The sequence below is a fragment of the Kribbella sp. DT2 genome, assembly GCF_049844575.1.
Taxonomy (GTDB): domain Bacteria; phylum Actinomycetota; class Actinomycetes; order Propionibacteriales; family Kribbellaceae; genus Kribbella.
This window is the reverse complement of the sequence record NZ_JBNCLH010000019.1, coordinates 32,839-53,305: the sequence shown is the minus strand read 5'-3', so window position 1 is coordinate 53,305 and position 20,467 is coordinate 32,839. Positions and strand designations below refer to the sequence as shown.

Below are 20,467 nucleotides of genomic sequence, written 5' to 3'. Positions count from 1 at the left end.
GGGCCATGGCCGACCCGAACGTCACGAACAACGCAACCGAGAACGAGCAGGACCCGGGCGCGAGCACCCAGATGTTCCGCGCCTTCGTCAGCGAGGGCGAGGTCCAGCCCGCCGAGGAGCCGAAGATGAACGGCCGCATGCTGGCCGTCGTCGGCGCCGTGGTGGTCCTGATCGCCGTCGTCGCCGCGATCCTCGTCCTCTGACCGAGCATCAGCTGGTACGACGGACGCTCGCGCGGCAAATACTCTGAACACCATGACCACCGTGGACGTTCACGTCGTGCGGGCCTTCGTCGACCCCTCCGGAGCGTTCGGCAACCCGCTCGGGATCGTCGACGGCGCGCTGGTCCCCGCCGAGGAGCGGCTGCGGTTGGCCGCCCGGCTCGGCTACAGCGAGACCGTCTTCGTCGATGAGCCTGCGAGCGGTCTGATCCAGATCTTCTCCGCCACCGGCGAGATGCCGTTCGCCGGGCACCCGACCGTGGGTGTCGCGTGGTGGTTGCACGCCCAGGGGCAGCAGGTCGCGGTACTGCGCGTGCCGGCCGGTGAGGTCCCCGTCGTTCGGTCCAACGGCATCACCGCGGTTCGTGCCAACGCTGCGTGGGGCAGCGCCTTCGATTGGCATCAGCTCGACACGCCGGCTGAGGTCGTCGCCGCATCGCCCGCCTTCTACTCGGCCGGTCACACCTACCTCTGGGCCTGGGAAGACGAGCCCCAAGGTCGTATCCGTGCCCGGGTCTTCGCCCCTGCCATGGGTGTCCCTGAAGACGAGGCCACCGGCTCAGCTGCCACCCAACTCACCGCCCGCCTGGGTCGTTCTCTCCATATCGTCCAAGGCGCCGGCTCACACCTCCACACCACGAACCTCTCCGGCGGGTGGACGACAGTAGGCGGCCGAGTCCTTCCGGCGCCGACCCGCACGATCACCTACTGAGCACCTGAAGAGCTCCGCTTACGACCGGAGGTCAGTACGAACTGCCTCCATGACCTGGTAGCCCTCGGTGCAACGTGATCTCGCAGCCGACTGTGCCCACCTGACGGCGCCCGCTCATCCTGTACGCCGCGTGCGCGGCCGCGCAGCCCTGGGCGGCGCTGTCGAGAGTGGCGACAGGCCTGGCCGTGAGGCGAACAGGCTGGGACGCCGCGCGAACGGGCGGCGCGCCGCGCGAACGGGCTGGCGGGGAGTGCGAACAGCCCGACGGGTGTTTGGTGCTTGTCGAAGCGTCGCTGGCGAACAACGAGCCGGTCAGCTGGGTGACGTGATGGAGGAGTCGGTGCAGATCGCGCTGTCGTGCCTGCGCTGGCATGGCGCGGAAGCGGGGTCTGCCGGTCGGTGAAACTCCACTGCGACGACCTCGCCTGGGATGCGCGCCCGCACGACGCCGGCCGCATCGCCCTCTGGTCGCCGCGGCGCGGTAGAGGCCTTCGCGGACGCCCGCAGCGGCAGAGAGGGGTGCGGGAGTGGGGCGGGTGTGGCAGCGGTGGGAGCGGCAGCGGGGTGGGTGTGGGGCGGGGGCGGGGGCGGGAGCGGCAGCGGGGGGGTGCGGGAGCGGGAGCGGGAGCGGGGCGGGTGTGGCAGCGGTGGGAGCGGCAGCGGGGTGGGTGTGGGGCGGGGGCAGGAGCGGCAGCGGGGTGGGTGTGGGGCGGGGGCAGGAGCGGCAGCGGCGCGGGAGCGGATGCGGGAGCGGTGGGTGCGGGTGCAGGAGCGGGCGCGGCAGCGGCGGGCGCGGCATCGACCGCTGGACCGGCTGCTCCTCTCGCTCGCAGGTTGACTGGCTCGTAGTTTGACGACTGACGCCGTACAACGCGGCAGTCGTCGAAGACGGAAGCAGTCGTCGAATGCGGGTGCAGTGGGGCAAGCCGAGCGGAAGGGTCAGCCCGGGTAGCGGGAGCTGCGGTGAGCGCGGCAGTGGGGCGGGTGTGGAAGCGGGGGCAGGAGCGGCAGCGGGGCGGGAGTGGGATAGGAGCGGGAGCGGGAGCGGGGGACGGGGACGGGAGCGGGGACGGGGACGGGGACGGGAGCGGCGGCGGGGACGGCATCGGGTGCGGCATGCCGCGCGTCGGCCCCCAGCGCCTGCGCCCAGGCAACCGCAGGCCGAGACACTCGGGGGGTTTGTCTTGACCTGGTTTTCCAACGTTGTAAACTTCAGGCGCCAATGCATCTTGACTCTGGGGAGACGGGCACGTGGACGCTGACGTCCGGCACGCACCAACACTTGGCCGGCGGTCCTTTCTTCTGCGTGCTGCTGGCGTGGCGGCCGCGGGGGTGTTCGGGGTTTCCTGCTCGGCGCGGCCCGGTGAGGGCGCGACGCTGCGGTTCTTCGAGCAGAAGCAGGAAGTGATCGCCTACTTCGACAAGTTGCTGCGGGCCTTCGAGGGCGAGCATCCGGGGCTGACCGTCGTGCACGACACGACCTCCTCGATCGCTCCGCAGTTCGTGCGGAACGAACCGGCCGACGTCGGCTGCTTCAACGACAACCTCGAGCTCGCGCGCTACATCAAGCGTGGTCAGCTGAGCGACCTTTCCCACCTGCCGTCGGCGCAGCGGATCCGGACCGACATCGGCGGGCTGACCGACCAGTACGCGACCTACCCAGGCCGTACGGCGGTGCTGCCGTACTCGCTCGCCGCGGCCGGTGTCATCTACAACCGGAAGATCTTCGCCGACCACAAGTTGCCGGTGCCAACGACCTGGAGCGAGTTCGTTGCCGTGTGCACCGAGCTGAAGCACGCCGGGGTCGTCCCGGTCTACGCGACCGGCCGGACCACCTGGACCATCTGGCAGGGGCTGTTCGACTACGCGGCCGGCAGCCTGGTCGACACCGCGGACTTCTTCGCGAAGATGAACGCGATCGGCCCGGACGTCGGGCCCGACTCCGAGGTGTCGTTCCAGAAGACGTTCGCCGTACCGATGGAGCGGGCCAGGACGATCTCGACCTTCTTCAACCCCGACCACGCCGTCCGCTCGTACGAGGACGGAAACCTTGCCTTCGGCAAAGGGCAGGCGGCGATGTACCTGCAGGGCCCGTGGGCGATCGGCCAGATCGCGCTGGTCGACCCCAAGCTCGACCTCGGCACCTTCGCGCTCCCGGTCAGCGAGGACGCCAAGGACCGCAAGGCGCGGGTGAACGTCGACCTCGGTCTCTACGTCCCGCAGCGCTCGGCCGACGTCAAGGCCGCCGGTGACCTCGTCGAGTTCCTGATGCGGCCCGAGGTCATCAACGCCTACAACCAGGACAACCTGGCGTACGCGACCACGAAGGACGCACCACCTCAGCGCGATCAGCGGCTCGCCGGCCTGCAGACGTACGTCGACCGGGGCGCCTTCTACCAGGGTGCCGGCACCTTCATCCCCGCCTCGGTCCCGCTCGGCAACTACCTGCAGTCGGCGATCGGCAGCGGCAACTTCGACAAGCTGCTCACGGACCTCGACGCCGACTGGCGCCGGCTGGCCACGCGGGGTGCGACCACATGACCGCGCCGACTGCTGTCGATCCGAAAGGCAGAACGATGACGACCGAGGCGCACACCGTTGCCAGGAAGCGGGCACGGCGCAGACGGGTCGAACCGATCTACTACCTGTTTCTCGTCCCGACGCTGCTGCTGTTCACCGCGTTCGTCGTCGGGCCGGCCCTGGTCGGCATCTTCTACAGCTTCACCGACTACATCGGTGTCGGCGACTGGTCGTTCCTCGGCCTGCGCAACTACCAGGCGCTGTTCGACGACCCCGCGATCCTGGAGTCGTACACGTTCACGCTCGGCTTCGCCGCGGTCACCGTGGTGATCGCCCAGGTGATCGCCCTCGCCCTCGCGGTCGGTCTGGCGAGCAAGATCCGGTTCGTGACCACGCTGCGTAGCGTGTTCGTGCTCCCGATGGTCCTGTCCGGCATCGTCGTGGCGTACGTGTTCAGCTTCCTGTTCTCGAACACGCTCCCGGCCCTGGCCACGTCGGCCGGGTTCGCGCCGCTCGAGCAGAGCATCCTCGGCGATCCCGACCTGGCCTGGCTGTCGATCGTGATCGTCTCGGCCTGGCAGACGATCCCCGGCGCGATGCTGGTCTACATCGGCGGTCTGACCGCGATCCCGGGCGACCTGTACGAGGCCGGCGCGATCGACGGCGCCGGCGCGTGGCGCCAGTTCCGCTCCATCACGGTCCCGCTGATCAGCGGCTTCATCGTGATCAACACGATTCTCGGCGTGAAGGGCTACCTCGGCGCGTACGACGTGATCGTCGGCCTCACCGGTGGTGGTCCCGGTACGGCGACCCGCAGCGTCGCGATCACGATCTTCGGCGGCTTCACCGGCGGCGACTACGCCTACCAGATGACGAACGCGACGATCTTCTTCATCCTCACCGTGATCATCTCGGCCGTTCAACTCGTCGCCACGCGCGGAAGGATGGTCCGGCTGTGAGCACCCTGCAGACCACGACGAGCGGGCGACCTACGACGCCCCGGCGATCCACGACGCGCCGGCGGCGCCGTACCAACTGGCCGGTCACGATCGTGCTCGCGCTGGCGTCGCTGACCGTGCTCGCGCCGCTCTACGTGACGCTGTCGATGGCGTTCAAGACCAGCGGCCAGTCGGTCGACGGCAACGCGTTCGCGTGGCCGAAACCGTTCAACCCCGACAGCTTCGCCGAGGCCTGGAAGCTCACCAAGTTCCCGGTGGCGTTCGGTGTCTCGATCGCGGTGGCGGCGATCACGGTCGTGCTCACGCTGCTGCTCAGCTCGCTGGCGGCGTACGCGATCTCCAAGAACTGGTCGCGCCGGTTCTTCCGCTGGTCGTTCATCTACTTGCTCGCGGCAATGTTCCTGCCGTTCCCGGTGGTCGCGCTGCCGCAGATCAAGCTCACCGCGCTGACCGGGCTCGACAACCCGGTCGGGGTCGGCATCCTGCACGCCATGTTCCAGCTGTCGTTCAGCGTGCTGCTCTACACCGCGTACCTGCGCACGGTCCCGCCGGAACTGGAGGAGAGCGCCCGGATGGACGGCGCGTCGACCTGGCAGATCTTCCGGCGGATCGTGCTGCCGCTGCTCGGGCCGATGAACGCCACGGTCGGCATCTTCGCGTTCCTCGCCTCCTGGAACGACTTCATGCTGCCGTCGCTGATCACCGCCGACCCGAAGCTGCAGACCCTGCCGGTGGTCCAGAACATCTTCCAGAGCGACTTCGGCACCGACTACAACGTTGCCTTCGCCTCCTACCTGATGACCATGGCACCGACGATCATCGTGTACCTGTTCGCCCAGCGCTGGGTGATCAGCGGCGTCACCCAGGGCGCCGTCAAGAACTGAGGAGAACCGTGACCGACCTTCCCGTTGTCAGGCCGTTGCCCGAGGCATCGCCGCGAGCCCAGGCCGACCGTCAGGTGACCGGCGACCACTGGCGGGTCACGGTGCTCGACACCGGCCTGTTCCGGATCGAGTGGTCCGACGACGGCGCGTTCGAGGACCGCGTCTCGACGTTCGCCGTACGGCGTGATCTCGCGCCGGTCGACTTCACCGTCGAGCGCGACGACCGTGGCGGTGTCGTCATCACCACCGAGCGGGCGCGGCTGCGGTACGACGGCGAGCAGTTCTCGACCCACGGGCTGCTCGTCGAGTGCCTCGGGCGCGACAGCGGGCGCTGGCGCTACGGCGAACCGGCCAGAGACCTCGGCGGTACGACGCGCACGCTGGACGACGTCGACGGGCGGGCCGAGCTCGGACCCGGGGTCGTGGCGCCGGGCGGCATCGCCGTACTGGACGATTCCGTGTCGTTCCTGTTCGAGGACGACGGCTGGATCGGTACGCGCGAGGCGGGGCGACGAGATCTGTACCTGTTCGCGTACGGGCGGGACTACCCGGCGGCCCTCGACGCGTTCTACGGGGTCTCGGGCGCGCTGATGCGGCTGCCCCGATGGGCCCTCGGCAACTGGTGGAGCAGGTACCACCCGTACACGACCGACTCCTACCTGGCGCTGATGGATCGGTTCCGGGACGAGCAGCTCCCGTTCTCGGTCGCGGTGATCGACATGGACTGGCACCGGGTCGACTCGGTGCCGCCGGAGTACGGCAACGGCTGGACCGGGTACTCGTGGGAGCGTTCGCTCTTCCCGGATCCGACGGCGTTCCTGAAGGCGTTGCACGAGCGCGGGCTGCGGGCCACGCTCAACCTGCACCCGGCGGACGGCGTACGGGCTTTCGAGGACGCCTATCCCGAGGTCGCGCGGGCGGTCGGGGTGGATCCGGGCAGTGGCGCGGCGATTCCGTTCGATCCGACCGACCCGGAGTTCCTGCGCGCGTACTTCGCGCAGCTGCACCACCCGTTGGAGGCCGACGGCGTGGACTTCTGGTGGATCGACTGGCAGCAGGGCTCCAGCTCGAACGCGGTCGGCGTCGACCCGCTCTGGGTCCTGAACCACTTCCACCACCTCGACGCGGCGCGCGACGGGCGCCCCGGCATGACGTTCTCCCGGTACGCCGGTCCCGGCAGCCACCGGTACGCCGTGGGGTTCTCGGGTGACGCGGTCGTGTCGTGGGCGTCGCTGGCGTTCCAGCCGGAGTTCACCGCGACGGCCGCCAACGTCGGGTACGGCTGGTGGAGCCACGACATCGGCGGCCACACCCGGGGGGTGCGCGACGACGAGCTCGCGACGCGCTGGGTGCAGTTCGGGGTGTTCTCGCCGATCTCGCGGCTGCACTCGGCGAACAACCCGTTCATCCGCAAGGAACCGTGGGCGTTCCCTGCCGAGCACCGCGACGCGATGGGCGAGGCGCTGCGGTTCCGCCACCGGCTGGTGCCGTACCTGCACACGATGAACCACCGCGCGGCCGCCGGGACGCCGTTGGTGCGGCCGATGTACCACCTGGAGCCGCGGCTGTCGGAGGCGTACGGCGTACCGAATCAGTACGAGTTCGGGTCTGAGCTGGTCGTCGCGCCGATCACCGAGCCGCGCAGCCCGGAGTCCCTGCGCGGACGGGCGCGCGCGTGGCTGCCGGCGGGGGCGTGGACCGACATCTTCACCGGCACCGTCTACGCCGGCGACCGCGCCGTCGAGCTGCACCGCTCGACGGCGTCCATCCCGGTGCTGCTGCGCGCGGGCGGGATCCTGCCGCTGGCCAACGACCTCGACGCGACCCGGAATCCGGCGTCCTTCGACGTGCTGGTCGCGCCGGCGGCCGCGGGCTCGTTCGCCCTGGCCGAGGACGACGAGGACGACCGGGTCATCGGCCCCGACGGAGGCCCCGCTGCCGGTACGGTCCTCAGCTGGGACCCCGGCACCGGCGATTTCCAGATCGACGCTGTTACCGGGCGCCCCGAGGTGGTCCCCGCCGTACGCGAGTGGACCGTCACCTTCCTGGCGAAGCTCCCCACCGGCCCCGTCACCGTCAACGGCAACCCTGTCGAGCCCACGGGCATCGACGGCCGCTGGGGCGTCACGATCAGTGCGCGCTCCGACGAGAAGACAGTCGTCCACGTCGAGGGCGACCCCCTCCGCGTAGGCACAGATCAGCACGACGCCATCCGCGAGCTCCTCGAACGCGCCCAGATCGGCAACCCCGAGAAGCTCACCGCGTGGGAGATCGTCCAGACCACCCGTCCCACCGCGGAACAGATCGCCGAGCTCACCGCCGTCGATCTCCCGGACGCGGTCCGGTCGGCCCTGATCGAGCTGCTCGGCGCCGTCGTCGGCTGAGCTCTCCCCGGCTGGGCGTTCGGCCGCGCGACAACGCCCAGCGGCGCGACGCCGCCCGCAGCAAGACCTTACCGGCGATTCGTTGACTCCGAGTGGCTGTCGGGCGGAGCATGGGTGCTCGGCTAGCGGGAGGTTCGCGGATGGCGGAGATCGTGCGGGCGGCGTTGGTGCAGGCGAGCTGGACCGGGGACCAGGAGTCGATGGTCAAGGCGCATGAGGGGTATGCGCGGGAGGCGGCCGCCCAGGGGGCGAAAGTCATCTGCTTTCAGGAGCTGTTCTACGGGCCGTACTTTTGTCAGGTTCAGGATCCTGAGTTCTACGAGTATGCCGAGACTGTTCCGGGGCCTACTGTCGAGAGGTTCAGCGCGCTGGCGGCTGAGCTGGGGATGGTGATGGTGCTGCCGGTGTACGAGCGGGAGCAGGCGGGGGTGCTGTACAACACCGCGGCCGTGATCGATGCTGATGGCAAGTACCTGGGAAAGTACCGGAAGACTCATATTCCGCAGGTGAAGGGGTTCTGGGAGAAGTTCTACTTCCGGCCGGGGAACCTCGGGTACCCGGTGTTCGACACCGCGGTGGGGCGGATCGGGGTTTACATCTGTTACGACCGGCATTTCCCGGAGGGATGGCGGGCGTTGGGGCTGGCGGGGGCGAAGATCGTGTTCAACCCGTCGGCGACCTCGAGAGGGTTGTCGTCGTACCTGTGGAAGCTCGAGCAGCCGGCCTCCGCGGTGGCGAACGAGTACTTCATCGGGGCGATCAACCGGGTCGGTGTCGAGGAGTACGGGGACAACGACTTCTACGGTACGTCGTACTTCGTGGACCCGGAGGGGAAGTTCGTGGGGGAGGTCGGGGACGACCACAACCCGGAGCTGATCGTGCGGGACCTGGATCTCAACCTTCTGGACACGGTCAGGGACCGGTGGCAGTTCTACCGGGACCGCCGGCCGGATGCCTACGGAGACCTGACCAAGCCCTAGCGAAGGAGCGCCACAGATGTCGTTGCTGGTCAAGGGTGGGACCGTGGTCGGGCCGACCGGGGTGCATCAGACCGACGTACTGATCGAGGGCGAGAAGATCGTCGCGCTGTTCGATCCCGAGCACAGCGCGCTGGTCACCGCCGACGAGGTGATCGATGCCGCGGGCAAGTACGTGATCCCGGGCGGGATCGACGCTCACACGCACATGGAGCTGCCGTTCGGCGGTACGGCGGCCAGCGACACCTTCGAGACCGGGACCCGGGCGGCGGCCTGGGGTGGCACGACCACGATCATCGACTTCGCCGTGCAGCGCACGGGGGAAGTGGTGCAGGACGGGCTCGCGACCTGGCACACCAAGGCCGAGGGCAACTGTCACGTCGACTACGCGTTCCACATGATCCTCGGCGGGGTCGACGACGACGCGCTGAAGGCGATGGACCAACTGGTCGCCGACGAGGGGATCACCAGCTTCAAGCTGTTCATGGCCTACCCCGGGGTGTTCTACTCCGACGACGGCCAGATCCTGCGCGCGATGCAGAGCGCCCGCGCGAACGGCGCGATGGTGATGATGCACGCCGAGAACGGGATCGCGATCGACGTCCTGGTTCAGCAGGCGCTGGCCCGCGGCGAGACCGACCCGATCTACCACGGCATCACCCGGCCGCCGGCGTTGGAGACCGAGGCAACGAGTCGCGCGATCGCGCTCGCCGAGGTCGCGGAGGACTGCCCGCTCTACATCGTCCACCTGTCGGCCAGCGGTGCGCTCGAAGCTGTCGCCGCCGCGCGGGACAACGGTCGCAACGTGTTCGCGGAGACCTGCCCGCAGTACCTGTACCTGACGCTCGAGGACCAGCTCGGCGCGCCGGGCTTCGAGGGCGCGAAGTGGGTCTGCTCGACGCCGCTGCGCAGCAAGCACGAGTCGCACGCCAGGGACCTGTGGAAAGGGTTGCGGAGCAACGATCTCGCGATCGTGTCGACCGACCACTGCCCGTTCTGCCTGAAGGACCAGAAGGAGCTCGGCCGTGGCGACTTCTCCAAGATCCCGAACGGGATCGGCGGCGTCGAGCACCGGGTCGACCTGGTCTACCAGGGCGTCGTCGACGGGCAGCTGTCGCTGGAGCGGTGGGTCGAGACGGTCGCGACGACGCCGGCCCGGATGTTCGGGCTGTACCCGCGCAAGGGCGTGATCCAGCCGGGCTCGGACGGGGACGTGGTCGTCTACGACCCGAACGGGACGACCCGGATCAGCGCCGAGACGCACCACATGAACATGGACCACTCGGCGTACGAGGGGTTCGAGGTGAGGGGACATGTCGACACGGTGATCTCGCGCGGCGTGGTGATCGTGGCCGACGGCAACTACCATGGCCGGAAGGGGCACGGGCGGTACCTGCGGCGCGGCTTGTCGTCGTACCTGGTCTGAAGGGGGAAACCGGTGGACTTCGGAGTGGTGTTCCAGTGCGACCCGCCGGCCTCGGCGGTGGTGGAGCTCGCGGTCCAGGCCGAGCGGGCCGGTTTCAGTCACGTCTGGACGTTCGACTCGCACCTGCTCTGGCAGGAACCGTTCGTGATCTACCCGCAGATCCTCGCCGCGACGAAGAACGTCGTCGTCGGGCCGATGGTGACCAACCCGGGGACGCGGGACTGGACCGTGATCGCGTCGCAGTTCGCGACGCTGAACGAGATGTTCGGGCACCGCACGGTCTGCGGGATCGGGCGCGGCGACTCGGCGCTGCGCACGCTCGGGTCGAAGCCGGGCACGATCGCGGAGCTGAAGCAGTGCGTCGAGGTCGTGCGTGAGCTGGCGTGCGGGCGCACGGTCGAGTACCGCGGGCAGCAGCTGAAGTTCGCGTGGGTCGACAACGGTGCGCTCGAGGTCTGGGTCGCGGCGTACGGGCCGAAGGCGCTCGCGGCGACCGGGCAGGTCGGCGATGGGTACATCCTGCAGCTGGCCGATCCGGACATCGCCGCGTGGATGATCTCGGCCGTGCGCGGTGCGGCCGAGGAAGCCGGGCGAGATCCGGCGGCGATCAAGTTCTGCGTCGCGGCACCGGCGTACGTCGGCGAAGACCTCGCACACCAGCGCGACCAGACGCGATGGTTCGGCGGCATGGTCGGCAACCACGTCGCCGACATCGTCACCCGGTACGGCGCGAGCGGGTCCGTCCCGCCCGCGCTGACCGACTACATCAAGGGCCGCGAAGGTTACGACTACGCCGAGCACGGCCGCGCCGGCAACACCCACACCAGCTTCGTCCCCGACGAGGTGATCGACCGCTTCTGCATCCTCGGCCCGGTCGAGAACCACCTCACCAGACTCCGCGAGCTCCAGGACCTGGGCGTCGACCAGTTCGCCATCTACCTCCAGCACGACGCCAAGCAGCAGACCCTCGAGGCCTACGGCCGGGACATCATTCCGGCGCTGTAGGCGGGCCGAACGGGAAGATGCCGGTCGGGTCGTACGTCGTACGGATGTCGGCGAGGCGGTGGAACGTCTCGGTGGGCCAGCAGGCTTCGTAAGAGCCGGGGACGGTGAGGCCTCCGGCGTAGTTGACGTTGTGCTCGGGGGACTTCCACGGTTCCAGCGGGGCCAGCACGGCCTGTGCGGCGCCGGGGAGGACTGTTGCGAACAGGCTGGGGTCGGGCGCGCCGATCAGGATCAGCGTGTACGACGCACCGCGGCCGCCGACCGAGCTGCCTTCGGGGACGTCGCGGGCGGCCGCGCCGCCGAGGTGGCGGATCTCGGCGGCGATGAAGGGGATCTGCTGATCGGGACCGGCCGCGCCGAGGAAGGCCTCGACGAACTCCTGGTCGAGCTCGGTCAGCAGTTGGCCGCGATCCCAGCTGGGGCCGGGGTCGCGGGGGTCGTTGTGGATGTCGGCGATCCGGGAGGCAGGCATCTCCTGGAGCAGGTCGATCAGGACCGGTGCCGCGTCACGGATGGGTTGGAAGAGTTTCTCGCCTTCGGCAGACGAACCCACGGACGCGAAGCGGATGCTCAGCACCGTCTTGCCGCGCAGCGGTTCGGGGATGAACTCCAGCGGCGGGAGGCGAAGGACGACCGCCGACGAGGTAGCCGCCTCGGGCAGCGTCTTGGTCCACTCGACCCAGGTGGAGAACGCCGGCGCGATCTGGTCGGCGTCGAAGAAGACCGAGCCGCCGTACAGGGTGCTCAGCTCGACGAGCTCGAAGTCCATCGACGTGACGATGCCGAAGCCGGCCTTGCCGCCGCGCAGGGCCCAGAACAGGTCCGGGTTCTCCTCGGCCGAAGCAGTCCGTACGACGCCGTCGGCGGTGACGAGGCGGAAGCCTCGGGCCCAGTCCGACGAGAAGCCGAACGTGCGCGCGAGCGGGCCGAGCCCACCGCCGGTGGTGTAGCCGATGCAGCCGACGTTGTCGGAGGCGCCGCAGACCGGGGCGAGACCGTGGGAGGCGGCCGCTGTGATCACCTCGGCCCAGCGCACCCCGGCGCCGATCGTCGCGATCCGGCGCTCGGAATCGATCGTCACCCCGCCGAGCCGACGTGTGGTGACGAGGATGCCGTCGGCAACTGGCACGGCCGAACCGTGGCCGGTGGCAAGCACTCGCACCGGCACGCCGGTAGCAGCGGCGATCCGTACGACGGCCGCCGCGTCCTGTTCGGACGCGATGCCGACGGCAACCTCCGGCGTGTGCACGGTGGCGGTGTTCTGCGCGGCGACCTCGTCGGCGAAGCCGTCGTCCCCTGGTGCGAGAACCGGTCCGGAGACCTTGGCGCGTAACTGGTCGATCATGATGATGGTGCCCCCTCGATACTGGATCTACTCACTGATCCCCGAGCGCTCGACCCCCTCGACGATCCAGCGCTGCAGGAAGACGAACATGACCCCCAGCGGCAGGATCGCGATGCCGGCGGCGACAAAAAGCTGTGGCAGGTTGATGGTCTGCGCGGTCAGGAACGTGGACAGCGCGATCTGCACCGTCCAGGCGCTCTGGTCCGGCGCGATCACCAGCGGCCAGAGGAACGCGTTCCAGGAGCCGATGAACGTGATGGTGCCGATCGCGGCGATGAACCCGGTCGAGTTCGGCACCACGATCCGCCAGAACGTCCCCCAGTACGCCGTACCGTCGAGCTGCGCGGCCTCTTCCAGCTCACGCGGGAAGTTCAGGAAGTACTGCCGGAACAGGAACGTCGCGAAGGCCTGGAACAGCCCGGGCACGATCAGCCCGCGCAGCGTGCTCACCCAGCCGAGCGAGGAGACGAGCACGAAGCTCGGCACGAAGGTCACCGCGGCCGGGATCAGCAGCGTCGCGACGATGAAGTAGAACACCGCGTTCGCGTACCGGAACGGGATCCGCGCCAGCCCGTAGCCGGCCAGGCCGGAGATCACCAGCACGCCGGCGGTCTGCACGACCGAGATCACCAGCGAGTTGAGCAGCGACCGCCCGATCGGCACCAGCGGGTCGTTGAAGAGGTCAACGATGTTGCCCCATTGCAGCGACGACGGGAAGAACTTCCAGTCCGGTGACGTGATGTCCTGCTCGGTCGACAGACCGTTACGGACGAGCAGGTAGAACGGCAGCAGGAACAGGATCGCGCCGACCACCAGCACGGCGTACCGGACGACCGAGCCGGCCTGGTCCGCGCGGGAGCGCTGGATGTTCGCCATCTCAGTCCTCCCTCTTCCCGAGCCCGAGGAACCTACCTTGCACGAGCGCCACCAGCGCGATCAACAGAGTTAGCAGTACGGCGCCGGCGCTGCCGTGGCCGAAGTCCTGTCCCTGGCCGAGCGCCGCGTAGTACAGGTACACCAACGGCGGACGCGCGTACGGCGGGTAACCGCCCGAGCTCGACAGCAGGTTGTAGAACTCGTCGAACGCCTGGAACGCGTTGATCAGGAGCAGCAGCAGGACGGCGGTCGACGTCGCCCGCAACTGCGGCAGCGTGATGTAGCGCAGCACCTTCCAGCCGGTCGCGCCGTCGATCGCGGCCGCCTCGTACAGCGACGGCGCGATCCGCTGCAACCCGGCGAGGAACAGGATCATGTAGAACCCGGCCTGCAGCCACATCCGCGCCGACACGATCACCAGCCAGTACCACGGCGGCTGCGTGACCGAGAGCCAGGCGACCGGCTCCGCCCCGAACCAGCCGAGCACGGTGTTGGCCAGGCCGAACCGGACGCCGTTGAAGATCGACAGCTTCCAGATCAGCGACGCGACGACGTACGAGCAGGCGGTCGGCAGGAAGAAGACCGACCGGAAGAAGGTCCGGGCGAAGCGGGTCCGGTTGACCAGCAGGGCCAGGCCGAGCGAGGCGACGAACGTGGTCGGCACGATGAACAGCGCGAACAGCACGAAGGTGAGCAGGCTGGACCGGAACGCGGAGTCCCGGAGCATGTCCAGGTAGTTGCCCAGGCCAACGAAGTTCGTCGGGGTGACCGTGTTGTGGGCGTCGAAGAAGCTCAGCACCACCGACCACACGATCGGCACGTAGACGAACACCAGCAGCCCGAGCACGAACGGCCCGACGAAGATCACGAACCACAGGTTGCGGTCGTAGCGGCCCCGCAGCCGCGCGGCGAGGGCGGGCATCAGCCGGCGATGCGCTTGAGCTCAGCCTCCACGACGGCTTTGACCGCCTTGATCTCGGTGGCCGGATCGCTGCCGTTCTTGATGATCCGGCTGAGGGCGTCCGAGTACGCCGTACCGGACTTCGGGGTCCACAGCAGCGGCGTCTGGGCGTGCCCGTTCTCGTTGACGAACTTCACCGCCTCGGCGGCCGGGCCGGACTTCAGCTTCTCGGCCTTTTCGGCCAGGCTCTTGCGGGCCGGGACGTGGAAGCCGTAGCTCTGCGCCCAGTCGAGCTGCTTGTCGGTCTGGTCGACCCACAGCCACTTGACGAACTTCTTCGCCGCGTCGACGTTCTTGGACTTGGTGCTGACCGAGGCGCCGTACGCGCCGACCGGGACGCTCGGGGCGCCGGTGGAGGCGTTCAGCTTCGGCCAGGGCAGGACGCCGAAGTCGTCCGGCAGTGCCTTCTGGAGCTGCGGGAACGTCCACAGGCCGGTGAACTGCATCGCGGTCAGGCCCTGGGTGAACGCCGACGGGTCGGACCAGTCGGTCGGTGCCCCGAGCAACAACGCCTTGGAGGTGAACAGCTCGCGCAGCTTGCGCAGCGACTCGACCGCGGCCGGGTCGTCGAACCCGAACTGCCCGTCCTCGGTCAGGTAGTCGACGCCGGCCGACCACAGCGCCGGACCACCGAGAACCCCGACGCCGCCGTCGTTGCCGACGAACAGGCCCTTCACCTTGTCGGTGGTCAGCTTCTTCGCGGCCGCGATCAGCTCGTCGACGGTCGTCGGCGGCTGGACCCCGGCCTGCTGCAGCAGGCTCTTGCGGTAGACCAGCAGTTGCATGTCGGTCGCCTGCGGGATCGCGTAGAGCTTGTCCTGGTAGGTGACCCGGGCCAGCAGCGACGGCGTGAAGTCGCTCTTCGCGTCGCCGAGCAGGTCGGTGAGGTCGGCGACCTGGCCGCCCTTGATCATGTCGATGCTCGGCCCGTTGCCGTACTCGAACACGTCCGGCCCGCCGTCGGTGAGCAGCGCGGCCGCGGTCTTCTTGTCGTAGTCGCCGGGGGACCACTGCACCGTCACGGTCGCGTCCGGGTACTCCTTGGCGTACTTCTCGACGGCCTGCTGGGTGCCGGCCTCGCCGTACTGGTGGTACCACTGCGCGAGCGCCGGCTTGTCACCCGAGGCGCCACCGCCGCCGGAGTCCGAGCGGCCGGTGTTCGACCCGCAGCCGGCCACCGCCATCGCCGCGATCCCGCCTCCGAGGGCGAGGAAGCTCCTGCGGTTGAACCCGTCAGCACCCGGCATCTCGACGTACCTCCACACTCCAGGCGCGGTCCTACGCCCCGCGCACCCTGGTCCGACCCTACGGCCGAGCGGGTCTCCTGGCGCTGCTTTCCGGCTGCTGAAAAAGCAGTGGCGTGCTCGTCTTTGCGCTGTAGGGTGTGCGCCATGTCCCGCATGCCGCACTAGAGAGGGCTCGCTGCCGAGCCCATCTGCCGTCCCCCGCCTCGTCGAGGCCGGGGCTCTCTAGGAGCGCCTTCGCATGTCCAGCACCCTGCGTGCTGGGAGCTACCGTGCTGTCCTGCTGCTGCCGTCCGCGCTGCGCACCTTCGTGCCCGCGCTGGCCGGCCGGCTGGCCTACGGTCTGCTCTCACTGTCCACCCTGTTCACCGTCCACGACGCGACCGGCTCGTTCGCCGTCGCCGGAGCAGCGACCGCGGGCTTCGGCCTGGCGTCGCTGTCGATGCCGTACAAGGCCCGGCTGGTCGACCGCTACAGCCAGCGCCGAGTCCTGCCACCGCTAGCCCTCGTCTGCGCGCTGGGGCTCGTGGCAACCACCTTCCTGAGTACGCCGGGCCTGCTGGTCGTACTGGTCACCGTGACCGGGCTCTTCGCCCCACCACTCGGCCCGTCGATGCGCTCCAATTGGCGGCTCATCACCGACGGCACCGACCTCAAGGAACGCGCCTACGCCCTCGACGCGATCTGCGAGGAGTCCCTCTACCTGGCCGGTCCCATGCTGGCCGGCCTGCTGATCAGCCTCTGGTCAGCACCAGCAGCACTCGTCTGTACGGCGGTGCTGCTGGCCGTTGGCACCTGCCTGATGGTCACCTCACCACTGACCAGCCGGACCACTCCACCAAGCCCAATGCGGCACCCGCTCGGGCCGCTGACCAACGCCGGCCTGCGCCGGATCCTGCTGGTCATCCTGGTCACTGCAGCCGGAGTCGGTACGGCGTACCTGTGCGTCGCTGGGTTCGCGCAGGCCGAGGGGAAGCCCGGAGCCGCCGGGTTCGTCGAGGCGGGGATCGGCCTCGGCAGCGTGGTCGGCGGCCTGCTGTGGGGTCGCCGGAAGCACACCCGGTCGCACGAGACACACCTGGCCGGGTTGATCGGCCTGCTGGCGGCGGGGCTGCTCGCGGCGTCGCTGGCCTCGCACCTGGTCGTGCTGGGCCTGGCGATGGGGTTGGCGGGTGTTGCCGTGGCGCCGCTGTTCGTCGTGTCCTACCTGGCCGCTGACGAGCTCACGCCGCCCGACCAGCGCACCGAGGCCAGCACCTGGATCAACACGGCCAACAACCTGGGCAGCTCCGCCGGGGCGTCGCTGACCGGGGTGTTGATCGATCGCGCCGGGCCGTCGTACGGGTTCCTGGCGGGAGGCGCGCTGCTGGTCCTGGTGTCGGCCACTCTGCTGAGCCGCCGGCGGAGGTGATGCCGGCGGCCGTCGTACTGGAGGTCAGGCGTCGGAGAGCCGGGCGATGGTCGCGCCGGCCCGGCGGACGATCGGGACCGGGCCTTCGGGGAGGACGTCGCCGATGAACGTGTAGTGCCGCAGGATGTCGGGGTCGACGCCGCCCGGGCGGGTGCGGCTGTGGTCCCGGACCCAGTCGATGATGTCGCCCCACCCGGGCGCCGCGAGCGAGCCGCCGAAGTGCTGCACCGACAGTCCGGCGCACAGGTTGCCGAACGCCAGCCTGTGCGCCAGCGGCCAGCCACGCAGCGTGCCGAGCACCAGGGAGGCCAGGAACACGTCGCCGGCACCGGTCGGGTCGTACGACCGCACCGGCAGCGCGGGGATGTGTTCCTCCTCCCCGGTCGCCGAGTCGATCGCCAGTACGCCGTCCGAACCGTTCGTCACGACGGCCAGCGGGACCCGCTCGGCCAGCTTGTGCAGCGCGGCCTTCGGGGTGTCGGTCCGGGTGTAGGCCATCGCCTCGCCGGCGTTCGGCGTGAAGGCGTGGAAGCCGTCGAGCACGTCGAGCACCGACGGTGACCAGGTGTCGGTCGGGTCCCAGCCGACGTCGCCGAACAGCAGCGCGCCGGACTCCCGGGCCTCGGCCGTCCAGCTCGGCAGCTCCTCCGCGACCGGCACGATCGCCGAGCGGGTGTTGAGACCCGGGCCGACCAGCTTGCTCGGGTCGCCGGGCGCCTCGTGCGCGTGGGTGACCATCGCCCGGTCCCGGTCGATCGACATCGAGACCGTGACGGGGGAGTGCCAGTGGCCGATCCGGCGCGAGTGCGACAGGTCGACCTTCTCCTGGTCGGCGAGCGTGCGCCAGCAGAAGTCGGCGTACACGTCGTCGCCGAAGACCGCGGCCAGGCCGCTGCGCAGCCCGAGCCGGCTCGCGGCGATCGCGAAGTTCGCGACACCGCCGGGGCACGAGCCCATCCCTTCGGCAAAGATCTCGGTCCCGGTGGTCGGGGCAGACTCCAGTCCGGTGAGCACGATGTCGAGGAAAACAGTGCCCTGTACGAACACGTCGTAGCAGTCCGGATCTTCCACGTGACGTCCTTGTCGGTGGTGAGTGGTTTGCTGTCCTTCGTAACATCATCAACCGGTCATCACCAGGGATTTGGGAGGACATCGGTGGTTGTGGGGGTGTGTTCGTGATCCCGACCTGGATCTCGGTCGTCGGTGTCGCGATGACCGTGCTGAGTCCGTTGCTGGCGCTCGGCGGCGTCGCGCTGGGCGCCTACCTGACCCGCAAGTCCGACCGCGAGCTGGACACCTGGCGGCACCGCGAGGAGACGATGCGGATGGTCCGGTGGGCGGTCGAGCAGATCCTGAACGACGACGACACCGGCACGGACGCCGGTGTGGTCACGCTGCGTTCACTGATGCGCTCGGAACTGTTGCAGCCCGAGGACTACGAGCTGGTCGCCGCGCTGACCGCCGCCGTCGCGATCGACCGGGTCGGCGAGACGACGTACGCTGAACTTGCCGACGCCGACATCGAGGTGGTCGAGGAAGAAGGAGCCCGCCGATGGCTGAGAAGAAGACCGTGAAGGTCTCCCGCCAGGCCGTGGAGCTGGCCCGGTTGCACGTCGAGGCGGCCCGCCGCGCCGGGCGCAAACCAGAGCCCGGAGTCGCCCGGATTGCGGACGCCCGTCCGGAGAACGGCAGCGGTACGGCGCCCGCTCCCGCCTGAGCGTCGTCGTCCGGCGGCACGCCTGCCTCGAACACCCGCCGGCAGCCCCTACACTGATCGACGGCCGCTCCCGGTGGCGTACGGTGCTGTGGTGGTTACCGACGCGTCACTCCCTGTTCCCGACCACGGCCGGAATGTCCCGTGATCCGCTTCGAGAATGTTTCCAAGACGTACGAGGGTCAGTCCAAGGCTGCCCTGCTGAACGTGAACGTCGAGATCGAGAAGGGCGAGTTCGTCTTCCTGGTCGGCACCTCCGGGTCCGGCAAGTCGACGTTCCTTCGTCTCGTGCTGCGTGAGCACCGGACCACCAAGGGCCACATCATGGTGGCCGGCAAGGACCTGAACCGGCTGGCCAGCTGGCGGATCCCGCAGATGCGCCGGCAGATCGGCACCGTCTTCCAGGACTTCCGGCTGCTGCCGAACAAGACGGTCGCGGAGAACGTCGCGTTCGCCCTGCAGGTGATCGGCAAGCCGCGCTCGCACATCCGCAAGACGGTGCCCGAGGTGCTCGAGCTGGTCGGTCTGGACGGCAAGGAGGACCGGCTGCCGGACGAGCTGTCCGGTGGTGAGCAGCAGCGGGTCGCGATCGCGCGCGCGTTCGTGAACCGGCCGATGATCCTGATCGCCGACGAGCCGACCGGAAACCTCGACCCCGGGACGTCGGTCGGCATCATGAAGCTGCTGGACCGGATCAACCGGACCGGGACGACCGTGGTGATGGCCACCCACGACGTCTCGATCGTCGACCAGATGCGCAAGCGCGTGATCGAGCTGGAGAACGGCCATGTCGTCCGCGACGAGTCGCGCGGCGTCTACGGCTACCAGCACTGAGAGCTGTGCTGACTCCTAGGGACTGACTTCATATGCGATTGAACTATATCCTCTCGGACCTCGGCATCGGTCTGAAGCGGAACCTCTCGATGACCATCGCGGTCGTCGTCACCATCTGGGTCTCGCTGTCGTTGTTCGGCAGCGCGCTGCTCGCCCGCGAGCAGGTCGACCTGATGAAGGGCAACTGGTACGACAAGATCCAGATCTCGATCTTCCTCTGCACCAAGGACTCCGGCGGCCGCGGCTGCTCGGGCGCCGAGGTGACCACGGAGCAGAAGAACCGGATCAAGCAGGTGATCGAGTCCAGCCCCGACACCGCGCCCGAGGGCGTCTTCGGTGAGTCGAAGAAGGATGCGTTCGAGCAGTTCAAGAAGCTCTACAAGGACTCGCCGATCGTCTCCACGGTCACCGAGGACCAGATGCAGGAGTCGTACCGGGTCAAGCTGAAGGATCCACAGCGCTACCAGAACCTGGTCAGCGCGGTGGCCGGCCTGCCCGGCGTCGACACCGTGCAGGACCTGAGACAGTACCTCGATCCACTCTTCAAGGCGCTGAACGGCCTACAAGTCGGCGCCCTGGTCGCCGCAGCCCTGCTGCTGGTCGCCGCGCTGATGCAGATCTCCAACACGATCCGGCTCGCGGCGTACGCCCGAAGACGAGAGATAGGCATCATGCGCCTGGTGGGCGCCTCGAACTTCTACATCCAGCTACCGTTCCTGCTGGAAGCGGTGCTGGCGGCCCTGATCGGCGCGGTCCTTGCCTGTGGCACCTTGTGGGTCGGGGTGTACTTCGTGGTCATGCAGCGCGCCGCGGAGACGTTCCGGGTCTGGCAGTGGGTCGGCGCGGCCGAAACCTTCCAGGCGACGCTCATCATGGTGGTCGTCGGACTGGTGCTCGCGGTGGTTCCGACATTCCTGACGACGCGGAAATACCTCAAAGTCTGAGCTCGGTGACTTATCGTGCAGTAGCACGACAACTCAACCCAGAGCAAGGG

General features: G+C 68.8%; 20 protein-coding genes. 15 read left to right on the top strand and 5 right to left on the bottom strand.

The window, feature by feature from the left end; translation table 11 throughout:
- Positions 1–5: 5 nt before the first annotated feature.
- The 10 genes from ACLQ2O_RS41330 to ACLQ2O_RS41285 all read left to right on the top strand — a co-directional run bounded on the left by ACLQ2O_RS41330 (position 6) and on the right by ACLQ2O_RS41285 (position 11,088).
- On the top strand, positions 6–203 hold the full coding sequence (locus ACLQ2O_RS41330) for a hypothetical protein (RefSeq protein WP_425843259.1): 198 nt from the start codon (positions 6–8) through the stop codon (positions 201–203).
- Positions 204–255: 52 nt separating this feature from the next.
- The gene (locus ACLQ2O_RS41325; RefSeq protein WP_425843257.1) at positions 256–933 is read left to right on the top strand and encodes a PhzF family phenazine biosynthesis protein; all 678 of its coding nucleotides are present in this window, start codon (positions 256–258) and stop codon (positions 931–933) included.
- A gap of 67 nt (positions 934–1,000) precedes the next feature.
- A complete protein-coding gene (locus tag ACLQ2O_RS41320) occupies positions 1,001–1,336 on the top strand; it encodes a S16 family serine protease (RefSeq protein ID WP_425843255.1) in 336 nt (111 codons plus the stop codon).
- A 914-nt stretch (positions 1,337–2,250) separates the two neighbouring features.
- The gene (locus ACLQ2O_RS41315; RefSeq protein ID WP_425843253.1) at positions 2,251–3,474 is read left to right on the top strand and encodes an ABC transporter substrate-binding protein; all 1,224 of its coding nucleotides are present in this window, start codon (positions 2,251–2,253) and stop codon (positions 3,472–3,474) included.
- A 35-nt stretch (positions 3,475–3,509) separates the two neighbouring features.
- Positions 3,510–4,412, top strand: coding sequence for a carbohydrate ABC transporter permease (locus ACLQ2O_RS41310; RefSeq protein WP_425843251.1), 903 nt, complete (start codon positions 3,510–3,512; stop codon positions 4,410–4,412).
- Complete coding sequence (locus ACLQ2O_RS41305; protein ID WP_425843249.1) at positions 4,409–5,296, top strand: carbohydrate ABC transporter permease; 888 nt, start codon at positions 4,409–4,411, stop codon at positions 5,294–5,296. The genes ACLQ2O_RS41310 and ACLQ2O_RS41305 overlap by 4 nt, the downstream gene beginning before the upstream one ends.
- Before the next feature lie 8 nt (positions 5,297–5,304).
- A complete protein-coding gene (locus ACLQ2O_RS41300) occupies positions 5,305–7,680 on the top strand; it encodes a TIM-barrel domain-containing protein (protein ID WP_425843247.1) in 2,376 nt (791 codons plus the stop codon).
- A gap of 140 nt (positions 7,681–7,820) precedes the next feature.
- Positions 7,821–8,660: a nitrilase-related carbon-nitrogen hydrolase gene (locus tag ACLQ2O_RS41295; RefSeq protein ID WP_425843245.1), complete on the top strand. Its 840-nt coding sequence runs from the start codon at positions 7,821–7,823 to the stop codon at positions 8,658–8,660.
- 16 nt (positions 8,661–8,676) lie between these two features.
- Positions 8,677–10,083 carry a dihydropyrimidinase gene (hydA, locus tag ACLQ2O_RS41290; protein WP_425843244.1) on the top strand — a complete coding sequence of 469 codons (1,407 nt, stop codon included), beginning with the start codon at positions 8,677–8,679 and terminating at the stop codon, positions 10,081–10,083.
- Positions 10,084–10,095: 12 nt separating this feature from the next.
- Positions 10,096–11,088 carry a TIGR03842 family LLM class F420-dependent oxidoreductase gene (locus ACLQ2O_RS41285; RefSeq protein WP_425843242.1) on the top strand — a complete coding sequence of 331 codons (993 nt, stop codon included), beginning with the start codon at positions 10,096–10,098 and terminating at the stop codon, positions 11,086–11,088.
- Here the strand turns inward: ACLQ2O_RS41285 and ACLQ2O_RS41280 are convergent.
- Genes ACLQ2O_RS41280 through ACLQ2O_RS41265 form a run of 4 tightly spaced genes read right to left on the bottom strand, consistent with a single transcriptional unit; the run spans position 11,072 to position 15,517 of the window.
- Complete coding sequence (locus tag ACLQ2O_RS41280) at positions 11,072–12,433, bottom strand: FAD-binding oxidoreductase (RefSeq protein WP_425843240.1); 1,362 nt, start codon at positions 12,431–12,433, stop codon at positions 11,072–11,074. The genes ACLQ2O_RS41285 and ACLQ2O_RS41280 overlap by 17 nt on opposite strands.
- Before the next feature lie 27 nt (positions 12,434–12,460).
- Entirely contained in the window at positions 12,461–13,309 is an 849-nt protein-coding gene (locus tag ACLQ2O_RS41275; RefSeq protein ID WP_425843238.1) for a carbohydrate ABC transporter permease, read from the bottom strand.
- 1 nt (position 13,310) lies between these two features.
- The gene (locus ACLQ2O_RS41270; protein ID WP_425843236.1) at positions 13,311–14,231 is read right to left on the bottom strand and encodes a carbohydrate ABC transporter permease; all 921 of its coding nucleotides are present in this window, start codon (positions 14,229–14,231) and stop codon (positions 13,311–13,313) included.
- Complete coding sequence (locus ACLQ2O_RS41265; protein WP_425843234.1) at positions 14,231–15,517, bottom strand: ABC transporter substrate-binding protein; 1,287 nt, start codon at positions 15,515–15,517, stop codon at positions 14,231–14,233. Before ACLQ2O_RS41265 ends, ACLQ2O_RS41270 begins: the two co-directional genes overlap by 1 nt.
- 238 nt (positions 15,518–15,755) lie before the next feature.
- Here ACLQ2O_RS41265 and ACLQ2O_RS41260 point away from each other — a divergent pair, with 238 nt between their 5' ends.
- On the top strand, positions 15,756–16,925 hold the full coding sequence (locus ACLQ2O_RS41260; RefSeq protein ID WP_425843232.1) for an MFS transporter: 1,170 nt from the start codon (positions 15,756–15,758) through the stop codon (positions 16,923–16,925).
- A 24-nt stretch (positions 16,926–16,949) separates the two neighbouring features.
- Here the strand turns inward: ACLQ2O_RS41260 and ACLQ2O_RS41255 are convergent, their stop codons facing one another.
- The gene (locus ACLQ2O_RS41255; protein WP_425843230.1) at positions 16,950–17,996 is read right to left on the bottom strand and encodes a carbohydrate kinase family protein; all 1,047 of its coding nucleotides are present in this window, start codon (positions 17,994–17,996) and stop codon (positions 16,950–16,952) included.
- A 104-nt stretch (positions 17,997–18,100) separates the two neighbouring features.
- Here ACLQ2O_RS41255 and ACLQ2O_RS41250 point away from each other — a divergent pair, with 104 nt between their 5' ends.
- The 4 genes from ACLQ2O_RS41250 to ftsX all read left to right on the top strand — a co-directional run bounded on the left by ACLQ2O_RS41250 (position 18,101) and on the right by ftsX (position 20,417).
- The gene (locus tag ACLQ2O_RS41250; RefSeq protein WP_184804346.1) at positions 18,101–18,499 is read left to right on the top strand and encodes a hypothetical protein; all 399 of its coding nucleotides are present in this window, start codon (positions 18,101–18,103) and stop codon (positions 18,497–18,499) included.
- Entirely contained in the window at positions 18,478–18,642 is a 165-nt protein-coding gene (locus tag ACLQ2O_RS41245; RefSeq protein WP_344174524.1) for a hypothetical protein, read from the top strand. Before ACLQ2O_RS41250 ends, ACLQ2O_RS41245 begins: the two co-directional genes overlap by 22 nt.
- A gap of 141 nt (positions 18,643–18,783) precedes the next feature.
- Positions 18,784–19,473 (top strand): cell division ATP-binding protein FtsE, encoded by a 690-nt coding sequence (ftsE, locus tag ACLQ2O_RS41240; protein ID WP_425843227.1) that lies wholly within the window; start codon positions 18,784–18,786, stop codon positions 19,471–19,473.
- A 32-nt stretch (positions 19,474–19,505) separates the two neighbouring features.
- Positions 19,506–20,417, top strand: a complete 912-nt coding sequence (gene ftsX, locus ACLQ2O_RS41235; protein ID WP_425843225.1) for a permease-like cell division protein FtsX — start codon at positions 19,506–19,508, stop codon at positions 20,415–20,417.
- Positions 20,418–20,467 lie beyond the last annotated feature (50 nt).